Source organism: Klebsiella sp. Q11 (assembly GCF_964241505.1).
In the GTDB taxonomy this organism is placed as follows: domain Bacteria; phylum Pseudomonadota; class Gammaproteobacteria; order Enterobacterales; family Enterobacteriaceae; genus Klebsiella; species Klebsiella michiganensis.
Genome location: NZ_CAXSXW010000001.1, coordinates 38,561 through 47,964, shown reverse-complemented (window position 1 = coordinate 47,964; position 9,404 = coordinate 38,561). Strand labels below are relative to the sequence as shown.

Sequence of the window (9,404 nt, the reverse complement as noted above, 5' to 3'; positions counted from 1 at the left end):
GCGCGAACCGATAACGCACAAAATCACGCCCAGTGTCACGGCCAGCATCAATGGGCTGACGGTTTCGTGCAAAAGCGCCGCCGCCAGGCCAAGCCCGAAGAACTGCTGTAATAGCTGGAGCTGGCCGACAGCGGCGATACCGCCAGCGGCGAGCCCTTTGTACCAGAAAATAAAGCCGATAAGCATGCTAAAGAGCGACACATAGCCGAGCGCGATCCAGGCGGAAGGCGATATAGCGCCCCATGACGCTGGCCGGGTCATCCACGAGGCCACCAGCATAAAAGGCAGCGCCATAATCAGCGCCCAGCTAATCACCTGCCAGCCGCCGAGCTCCCGGGTCAGCTTCGCGCCCTCCGCATAGCCGAGGCCGCAGACGATCACCGCCGCCAGCATCAGCAGATCGCCGCTGAGCGACGCCGCCGCGTTTTGCGTCAGGGCGAATCCCACCACCAGCAGGCTGCCAATAACCGAAAAGATCCAGAAAGCGCGGCGCGGACGTTCTCCGCCGCGCAGTACGCCAAAAATGGCCGTCATCAGCGGCAATAGCCCGATAAAAACGATCGAATGCGCTGACGTGACGTGCCGCAGGGCCAGCGCCGTGAGCAGCGGAAAGCCGATCACCACCCCTGACGAGACGATGGCCAGCGGCACAAGCTGCGACGCGCGCGGCCGTTTCTGGCGAAAGCCTGCCAGCAGCGCGATGGCGAGGAGCCCGGCAATGGAGGCGCGCAGAAAGGTCAGCAGGAACGGGTCCATATCGAGCACAGCCAGACGCGTCGCGGGCAGCGAACCGCTAAAAATGATGACGCCCAGTAAACCATTCAACCATCCGGACCACGGCCCGGGCGCCGTTTTGAGAACCGCTGAATCTACCATGCTAACCTCGCTATATTGACCGTGCCGTGCCCGCTTGAGCAATGTTTCAGGCGATGGTAGTGTGCGTAATCTAATACAATCAAATTATTGTCATAGATACATTTCACGATGAAAGCCCGATACAAAACCATTGTCGACAGCTACGCGCAGGCGATTCATCGCGGACAGCTGGCGGCCGGCACCCGCCTGCCGACGCATCGTACGCTTGCCGCCGCGGAGCGGATCTCGCTGGCCACGGCCACGCGCGTTTATCGTGAACTGGAGGCGATGGGGCTGGTCAGCGGCGAAACCGGGCGCGGCACCTTCGTGCGGGACATCACGCTCCCGCCGGGCCACGGCGTCGATCAGCAGGCGCTGGCGGGGGATGTTGTCGATCTCAACTTCAACTATCCTTCGCTGCCGGCGCAGGGGGATGCGCTGCGCGAGGCGCTCAGGCGACTGGCGATGGCGGGGGATATTGACGCTCATCTGCGCTACCAGCCTCATGCCGGGCGGCTCTCCGAGCGCGAAATTATCGCCCGCTATTTAACCGGCAATCGTTTTGCGCCTGACGCGGAAAATGTTCTGATCGTCAACGGCGCCCAGCACGGGCTGGCGGTGACCGTGATGGGGCTCCTGCGCCCGGGCGATGTGGTGGCGGTGGATGCGCTAACCTACTCGGGCTTTAAAGCCCTGGCCGCGCTCTATCATCTGGAACTGGCGGCGATCCCCTGCCGCGCGGACGGGCCGGATCTGCAGGCGCTTCACGTGCTGTGTCAGCAGCGGCGCGTACGGGCGGTGTATACCATGCCGACGCTACACAATCCGCTGGGCTGGGTGCTCAGCGCCCGCCAGCGGCAGGCGCTGGCGGATCTCGCGCGCCAGCACGACCTGCTGATTATTGAAGATGCCGCCTACGCCAGCCTGATTCGCCATCCGCCGCCGCCGGTGGCCAGCTATGCGCCGGAAAGCACGGTTTATATCACCGGTTTTTCGAAAAACGTCGCCACCGGACTGCGCGTGGGGACGGTTGTCTGCCCGTCCCGCTATCGGCCGGAGATTGAGCGCGCTATACGGGCCACCACGTGGAACACCCCTTCGCTGGTGAGTTCGCTGATCTGCGCCTGGATTGAAGATGGCACGGTGGCGCGTTTTGAAGCGCAGAAACGCCAGGATGCGCGGCGGCGGCAGGGGGTTGCCCGCGAGGTTCTCGGCGCGCTTCCCTTCGTCAGCCATCCGGATTCGTATTTTGTCTGGCTGCCTCTTGGCGAGGAGAGTCGGGCCGATCGGCTGGCGAAAACGCTGATGGAGCGCCATATTTCCGTGTCGACCGCCGAGCCTTTTTGCGTTACAGCGAACGTTCCGCAGGCGATCCGCATCGCCCTCGGCTCCGTTCCCTTCGATAGCCTGCGCGCGGCGCTGAACCAGGTTCGCGAAGCCGTGGAGTATGAGCAATATCGCTAGCGTTTCGGCGGCGAGCGATAGGGTGACTTATTAGTAACTTTTTATGGGGTAAATAGCGGGTTAATAGTCTTAAAATAAATGTTGTTTTTTTATTGTTATGATTTATAGGGTTAATTTTAAATTTAATGACAATATAAAATTGTTACGGTAGTGTACAAAACACATCGAGTACGGTTGTGCTGTTGACGCTGAGCGAGCGCACGTCCTGAAGATACGACGTTGTTAATCATTTCAGGGGCGGAGCCGCGCCCTGTTCTGTACAGGATCCTTTTTCATGCAGCAGCTCTACCTTTATATACTGATTGCCAGCCTGACCATTGCCAGCCCCGGGCCAGGAGTGCTTCTGACGCTGACCAACACCCTGAATTATAATCTGCGTAATGCAATGGCGGGGATTATCGGCGTGGCGGTGGGGATGGGCGTCATATCGATTATTGCTGCCAGCAGCGTTGGCGTGATGATTACCACCTCTCAGCTGACGCTGTTGATAGTCAAGGGGGTTGGGGCGGCCTATCTGATCTATCTGGGCGTAAAGCTCTTTCGCTCGGTGCCCCGCGCGCTGAATCAACCTCTCTCTTCCGCCGATTCAACGATGCCTTCCGCCAGCCAGCGGTTTCGTCAGGGAGTACTGGTGTCGTTGTTTAATCCCAAACCCATTGTGTTTTTTATGGCGCTGTTTCCCCAGTTTATTCATCCGCAGCAGCCCTTTATTCCGCAGTTCAGCGTGCTGTCGATAACCTTCTGTATTCTGGTGGTTGTCATTCATTCACTCTACGGCCTTTTCGCACACAGTGTAAAAACGAAAATGTCGTCCGGGAATGCCTTTGTTAAGCTGAATAAAACCGGTGGCATCGTGTTTGTGTGTTTTGCCGTCGGTCTTATTGTTTCCGCCGTTCATCCTTATTTGTCGCTATCATCGTGAGGCCGCCGCGTTAAGGCAGGGGACCCTGCGTTCAGCCCATCTGCGCCAGCTGGCCGCGCAGTACCTCCACGCCCTGTTCGATGGCGTCAGGGTGAATGGCGTGGAACCCCATCCGGAAGAAGTTAGCCGGCGGCGCGTCGCTGAGAAAATGCCGCGCGCCGGGCTCAATCAGCACCCCGGCGTGGGCGGCGCGCCAGGTCAGCTGCTGGGTGTTGATTTGCTCCGGCGTGGCCAGCCAGAACGCGTTGGCGTGTTCGCTGCCGGGGATGATGCGGCACTCCGGCAGATGCTGCTGTAGCGCGTTGTTGAGACGGTCCCAGCGCTGGGCAGAGTCGTAATGGTAGCGCCGCAGGTGGGTTTCATAGTGGCCCTGGGCGAGGAAATGGGCCATCTGATACTGAATATTGGTCGGCGGATGACGATACACCAGCCGCCGCAGCGCCCGGGCTTCGTCAATCAGATCCGGGTCAGCGACCATAAAGCCCAGCCGCAGGCCCGGCGATAGCGCTTTTGACAGGCTGCTCACGTAGATCACTCTTCCGCAGCGATCGCTGGCCTTCAGCGCCGGCAGCGGGTTGAGCATAAAGTTACTTTCAGAGTCGTAATCGTCCTCAATAATCACCGCATCATGGCGAGCGGCATGCTCCAGCAGCTGGTCGCGCCGCGCTTTGCTCATCGCCACCCCGGTTGGCACCTGGTGTCCGGGAGTGACGTAGTAGTAATCGCAGGGGGCGTCGTTGAGGACGATCCCCTGTTCATCCACCGGATGCGGCACGATATCGGTATCGGCAAGCAGAAAGGTGTTAATAGCCTCGCGAAAGCAGGGATTCTCCACGCCAACGCGCGTGCTGGATGACATCAGCAGGCGCGTCAGCAGGTACAGCGCGTTTTGCGAACCGAGGGTAATCAGAATCTCGTCCGGCGAGGCGACAATGCCGCGTTTAGGCAGCACCCGGGTGCGGATCTGCTCAATCAGCATCGGCACGTCGCGATCGATGTGATCCACCACCCACTCCGGGTCGCGAACCCCGCCGTGCAGCCAGTTTGCCGCCGAGCGCCAGGTCGCCAGCGGGAACTGGCGGGTATCCGGCTGGCCGTAGATAAACGGATAGCGGTAGTTCATCCAGCCGGCCGGCTTCAGAATCGACTCCTGCTGGCTGGGGGTGATTTGCAGCCGCGTGCCCCAGCGTGGTGCAGAACCCTCGTCCTGCGGTGCAGCTTCCGGCGCCGAAGAGGGGCTGGCGTGCTGGTAATCCGGATGCAGATAATAACCGCTGCGCGGGCGACTCACGAGGTATCCCTCGTTAACCAGCCCTTCAAAAACCAGCGCCGTGGTGTTGCGCGAGACCCGCAGCTGGCTGGCCAGCTGGCGGCAGGAGGGGAGCGGCGTGTCGGCGGAAAAAATGCCGCCCAGAATGGCGTTAATCAGCGTCTCGCGCACCTGCTCCTGCAAACCGCGGCGCGGGTCGAAATCAACGTGTAACAGGTGTCGGATCATGCCTGGCTCCTTACTCAAACGCTCAGTACAGACACTGGAGCAAATTCCATACCACCCTGAGAATGACTGACACATCCGCGCGGTGAATCTGGCTCTATCCGGAAATTTAAAACGCTCCCTACAGTAAAAACGTATTCATCAGTCGCGGACCGGAACTTCCGTCGGCACATATTTTGCAAAACCTTTTCATGTTCTGGAGTGAACACGTCTGGCGAATTAATTAGGGGTGAATTAATGAAAAAATCATTAGGTTCAATTTGTCTGGGCGCCATCATGGCGATGGCCTTTTCTTATCACGCAGCCGCCGCGGATCTTCCGGAAATAGAAAAATCCGGCACCCTGAAAGTCGCAACCGAAGATGATTACGCGCCTTTTAACTTTATGAATAACGGCCAGGCGGATGGCTTCAACAAAGATATGCTCGATGAATTACGCAAATACGCGAAATTCAACGTCGACCAGAGCATTTTGCCGTGGACCGGATTACTGGCGGCGGTTTCTACCGGGCAATACGATATGGCCTTAACCGGCGCGGTGATCACCGACGATCGTCTCAAGGTCTTTGATTTCACGCCGCCGTGGGCGTCAGCGCAGCACTATTTTGTCAAACGCGCGGGCGATAATTCATTGAACACCATTGCCGAACTGAGCGGGAAAAAGGTGGGCGTGCAGGCGGGCAGCGCGCTGCTGGCAAGGCTGCCGGAACTGAAAGCGATGCTGGAGAAAACCGGCGGTAAGCTGGGGCCGGTGGTGGAGTATCCCTCCTACCCGGAAGCTTACGCCGATCTTGCCAACAAACGCCTGGACTACGTGATTAACGTGGTTATCTCGGTCAACGACCTGGCGAAGGCCAAGCCGAAGGTGTTCGCCAAAGGTCTGGCGGTATCCGGCCCGGGCTATATGGCCTGGCCGATCCCGAAAAACTCGCCGCAGCTGCTGGCCTATATGACCAAGTTTATGAACCACATGAAGGAGACCGGCAAGCTTGCGGAACTCCAGAAAAAGTGGTTTGGCGAAACCTATGACGATCTTCCGAACGTGCCAATCACCAGCCCGGAACAGTTCCATAAATTGGCCGGTCTGTAATGCGTTCTGCGGCGGGTAACCGCCGCCCGTTGAGTGAAGGAGGGCTTCATGGATGCAATTTCCTGGCAGTTACTGATTGAAGGCGCATGGACGACCCTCTGGATTTCGGCCATCGCCATTGCCTTTGGGGTGGTGATTGGCCTGCTGATTGCGCTGGTGCGCATGCTGCGCATTCCGGTTATCGATCAGCTGCTGGTGGTCTATATCAGCCTCGCCCGCGCGACGCCGCTGGTCACGCTGGTGCTGTTCCTGTTTCTTTCTCTGCCGACCGTCGGGATTAACCTCGACAAAAACGTCGCAGCGATAGTGGCGCTGACGCTCAATACCTCGGCTTTTAACGCCGAAATATGGCGCAACGCCTTTCGCACTTTTCCCCGCGAACAGCGGGAAGCGGCGGAGTCGGTCGGGATGCGCCGCTGGGCCTACTTCCGCTACATCATGCTGCCGCAGATGTGGATTGAAAGCCTGCCCGCGCTGGTTAACGAGATGTCGTTCCTGATTAAGGGCAGTCCGGCCATTGCGGTGATTGGCGTGGTGGATTTGACGCGCGTCACCAACCGGATTTCTTCGGTCACCTATGAACCGCTTTCGCCGATTCTGGCGGCGGGTCTGCTGTACGTGGTGATTATTGGCCTGCTGCTGAAACTGCAGGGAATGGCCGAGCGTAAAGCGAAGCGTCTGGCACGATAAATACGGGAGGTGCTATGAATCAGTGGGCCGTTATCTGGTCGGTGCGCGACAGCTTTATTGCCGGTTTACTCGCCACCCTTGAGCTTTTTATTACCGCGGCAATTGCCGGATTAATTATCGGCATTGTCCTGTGCTATTTAACCGAATATCAAAAGAAAACCCTTAACCGGCTTATTATTGCCTTTGTCAGCTTAATGCGGGCGATTCCCTTTTTGATCCTCGCCTATTTGCTCTATTACGGGCTGCCGCAAGTGGGTATTAGTATGGAGCCCTGGACCGCCGGCTTAATTGCCTTAATTATCTACCACGGCGCCTATTTCTTTGAGATTTTGCGCAGCCAGCGGCGGGTATTTTCCGGTGGCTATATCGAGGCGGCGGTCGCGCAGGGGTTTTCGCGCTACAAAATATTCCGCCGCATTATTCTGCCCAATATTCTCTCTTCCGCGCTCCCGCTGATGGGGAACCAGCTGATTATCTGCCTGAAAGATACCGCTTTCCTCAGTATTATCACCGTCCAGGAGATAACCGCTGCGGCTAACAGCGTGCAGGCCACCTATTTTATCCCGTTTAACGCTTTTATCGTCGCGATTGGGCTCTACTGGGCGATCAGCATCCTGCTGGAGCTGCTGATTAAACGCCTGAGCGCCTGGGGAGTCAGAAGAGGAATGAGTCATGTCTGATACTACTGCTGTAAGCGTCAAAAACGTCTCTAAACAGTTTGATAACGTGGAAGTTCTGCGTGATATCAACCTGACGGTAGAAAAGGGGACCGTGGTGAGCATTCTCGGCTCGTCGGGGTCGGGTAAATCGACGCTGCTGCGCTGCATGAACTGGCTGGAACAGCCGGATCGCGGCGAGATCCGCATCAGCGGCCAGCGGCTGGGGATTGATGAGCATAATGGCCGCGCGATGTCCCATCGCCAGCTGTCGAAAATCCGCGAGCGGGTAGGCATGGTGTTTCAGAGCTTTAACCTGTGGCCGCACCTGACGGTGCAGCAGAACGTCAGCGAAGCGCTGCTGCACGTCAAGGGGATGAAGCGTGATGAAGCGAAGGCTATCGCCATGCAGCAGCTGGAGAAAGTGGGGATGGCGCATAAAGCCGACGTTTACCCGATCACGCTCTCCGGCGGACAGAAGCAGAGGGTGGCTATTGCCCGTTCGCTGGCGATGTCGCCGGAGGTGATTCTGTTTGATGAGCCGACATCGGCGCTGGACCCCGAGCTGGTCAACGAGGTGCTGGGGGTGATGAAGGCACTGGCCGCCGAGGGCTACACGATGGTGGTGGTGACCCACGAGATGGACTTTGCGCGCCAGGTATCGGATGAGGTGGTGTTTCTTGAGAAGGGATTGTTGATTGAGAAAGCGCCGCCGGAGAAGTTTTTCAGCAACCCGGACTCCGAGCGCGTCAGGCAGTTTTTGCAGAGCAGCCGGTAAGCATCAGCGGCCGTTCTCCCCGGTCGCGCTGCGCTTACCGGGGCTACGGGTTTCCAGCCGTCAGCGGGGAGTAGCCCGGGTAAGGCGTTTACGCCGCGACCCGGGATTTCCGGGCCCGGTGTTGGAGGGAGGCAGATCGAGTAGCCCGGACAGGCGCGTCAAGCGCCGCCTCCGGGACGGTGTTCATGCAGGGGCGGTAGCCCGGGTAAGGCGTTTACGCCGCGACCCGGGATTTCCGGGCTCGGTGTTGGAGGGTGGCAGATTGGGTAGCCCTGACAGGCGCGTCAAGCGCCGCCTCCGGGACGCTGTTGAGGGGTTCCGTTCACCGCTATTTCGCAGAAAATGTCTCACCGTGGTACGTGAACGGGTAAAGGGGGAGAAAACCGTCTCCCCCTTTACAATCCCCGCGGTCCCGCAAATAAATCGGTGCTGCGCACTGCGCTCACCTCCCGGTCCTCAGCCCGAGGTCGGCTCAACTCGACATCACTGTCTCGATTCGCCTCTGTCCGCCATCCCTGGCGGCCAGCCCTTGTCTTCGGTCCTCCGGTTCGCCGATTTCAGCGGGGGCCAGGGCATCGCTGCATAACACGTTGTTTCAGAGACATATCCGTAGCTGCATGAAACTCTCCCGGAGGCGGCGCTTACGCGCCTCTCCGCTCTACCAAACCTTAATCCCGATCGATGGCGAACGGCTGCCAGGCCTGACGCACCGGCATCACCTCGACCCGGTTGATATTCATATGGTCTGGCAGCGTGGCGATGTAGAACATCTGTTCGGCAATATCCCGCGCGCTCAGCGGTGTGGTACCGCGATACAGGTTGTCCGACGCCGCCTGGTCGCCTTTGGTGCGCACCAGGGTAAATTCCGTTTCGGCAATGCCCGGTGCGAGATCGGTCACGCGCACCCCGGTCCCGAGCAGATCGCAGCGCAGGTTATAGCTGAACTGCTTCACGAAAGCCTTACTGGCGCCGTAGACGTGGCTGCCGGGATAGGGCCACTGCCCGGCGATAGAGCCGATATTGATGATGCTCGCCCCCGCGCCGTGGTTAATCAGCGTCGGCAGCAGCGCGTGGGTCACGTTGACCAGCCCGGTGACGTTGGTGTCGATCATCGTTTTCCAGTCGTCCAGATCCACTTTCTGCGCGGGCTGCGGCGACAGCGCCAGCCCGGCGTTGTTAATCAGCGTCGTGATATCGGCGAAGCCCGCGGGCAGAGCCGCCACGGCCGCGGCCACCGCATCGCTATCGCGTACGTCGAGTTCGATAATGTGCACCGGCACCTGCGAGGCGAGCTTATCCTGTAGCGTCTTCAGCCGCGCAAAACGGCGTCCGCTCAGCACCAGCGACCAGCCCGCATCGGCGAAGACCTGCGCCGCTGCTTCCCCAAATCCCGAGGTCGCCCCGGTAATAAACACCACTTTGCTCGTTGCCATTTCATTCTCCTGTGCAGGTTGT

Annotated in this window: 9 protein-coding genes; 6 read left to right on the top strand and 3 right to left on the bottom strand. The window is 58.9% G+C overall.

Features of this window, described 5'->3' with window-relative positions:
- Positions 1-876, bottom strand: an 876-nt coding sequence (locus ACESQ2_RS00200) for a DMT family transporter (protein WP_373170081.1), incomplete at its 3' end; no start/stop codon positions are given.
- A gap of 108 nt (positions 877-984) precedes the next feature.
- Here ACESQ2_RS00200 and ACESQ2_RS00195 point away from each other — a divergent pair.
- Positions 985-2,319: a PLP-dependent aminotransferase family protein gene (locus ACESQ2_RS00195; protein ID WP_160743374.1), complete on the top strand. Its 1,335-nt coding sequence runs from the start codon at positions 985-987 to the stop codon at positions 2,317-2,319.
- Positions 2,320-2,593: 274 nt separating this feature from the next.
- The gene (locus ACESQ2_RS00190; RefSeq protein WP_025107060.1) at positions 2,594-3,241 is read left to right on the top strand and encodes a LysE family translocator; all 648 of its coding nucleotides are present in this window, start codon (positions 2,594-2,596) and stop codon (positions 3,239-3,241) included.
- Between the two features lie 31 nt (positions 3,242-3,272).
- On the opposite strand, the gene ACESQ2_RS00185 is transcribed toward ACESQ2_RS00190, so the two are convergent.
- Positions 3,273-4,739 (bottom strand): PLP-dependent aminotransferase family protein, encoded by a 1,467-nt coding sequence (locus ACESQ2_RS00185; protein WP_014228326.1) that lies wholly within the window; start codon positions 4,737-4,739, stop codon positions 3,273-3,275.
- 234 nt (positions 4,740-4,973) lie between these two features.
- On the opposite strand from ACESQ2_RS00185, the gene ACESQ2_RS00180 reads away from it, so the two are divergent.
- The 4 genes from ACESQ2_RS00180 to ACESQ2_RS00165 are packed head-to-tail and all read left to right on the top strand — an operon-like array spanning position 4,974 to position 7,949.
- A complete protein-coding gene (locus ACESQ2_RS00180) occupies positions 4,974-5,825 on the top strand; it encodes a transporter substrate-binding domain-containing protein (protein ID WP_004848610.1) in 852 nt (283 codons plus the stop codon).
- Positions 5,826-5,873: 48 nt separating this feature from the next.
- On the top strand, positions 5,874-6,515 hold the full coding sequence (locus tag ACESQ2_RS00175) for an amino acid ABC transporter permease (protein ID WP_004100025.1): 642 nt from the start codon (positions 5,874-5,876) through the stop codon (positions 6,513-6,515).
- A 14-nt stretch (positions 6,516-6,529) separates the two neighbouring features.
- Positions 6,530-7,195: an amino acid ABC transporter permease gene (locus ACESQ2_RS00170; protein ID WP_014228327.1), complete on the top strand. Its 666-nt coding sequence runs from the start codon at positions 6,530-6,532 to the stop codon at positions 7,193-7,195.
- Positions 7,188-7,949 (top strand): amino acid ABC transporter ATP-binding protein, encoded by a 762-nt coding sequence (locus ACESQ2_RS00165; RefSeq protein WP_024358860.1) that lies wholly within the window; start codon positions 7,188-7,190, stop codon positions 7,947-7,949. Before ACESQ2_RS00170 ends, ACESQ2_RS00165 begins: the two co-directional genes overlap by 8 nt.
- Positions 7,950-8,617: 668 nt before the next feature.
- Here the strand turns inward: ACESQ2_RS00165 and ACESQ2_RS00160 are convergent.
- Positions 8,618-9,382 (bottom strand): SDR family NAD(P)-dependent oxidoreductase, encoded by a 765-nt coding sequence (locus tag ACESQ2_RS00160; protein WP_014228329.1) that lies wholly within the window; start codon positions 9,380-9,382, stop codon positions 8,618-8,620.
- Positions 9,383-9,404: the final 22 nt, after the last annotated feature.

Bases quoted from the DNA above. Each gene is read 5' to 3' on its own strand.
- ACESQ2_RS00195 (WP_160743374.1), top strand. From the start codon at position 985: ATGAAAGCCCGATACAAAACCATTGTCGACAGCTACGCGCAGGCGATT.
- ACESQ2_RS00180 (WP_004848610.1), top strand. From the start codon at position 4,974: ATGAAAAAATCATTAGGTTCAATTTGTCTGGGCGCCATCATGGCGATG.
- ACESQ2_RS00165 (WP_024358860.1), top strand. From the start codon at position 7,188: ATGTCTGATACTACTGCTGTAAGCGTCAAAAACGTCTCTAAACAGTTT.
- ACESQ2_RS00190 (WP_025107060.1), top strand. From the start codon at position 2,594: ATGCAGCAGCTCTACCTTTATATACTGATTGCCAGCCTGACCATTGCC.
- ACESQ2_RS00160 (WP_014228329.1), bottom strand. From the start codon at position 9,382: ATGGCAACGAGCAAAGTGGTGTTTATTACCGGGGCGACCTCGGGATTT.
- ACESQ2_RS00170 (WP_014228327.1), top strand. From the start codon at position 6,530: ATGAATCAGTGGGCCGTTATCTGGTCGGTGCGCGACAGCTTTATTGCC.
- ACESQ2_RS00175 (WP_004100025.1), top strand. From the start codon at position 5,874: ATGGATGCAATTTCCTGGCAGTTACTGATTGAAGGCGCATGGACGACC.
- ACESQ2_RS00185 (WP_014228326.1), bottom strand. From the start codon at position 4,739: ATGATCCGACACCTGTTACACGTTGATTTCGACCCGCGCCGCGGTTTG.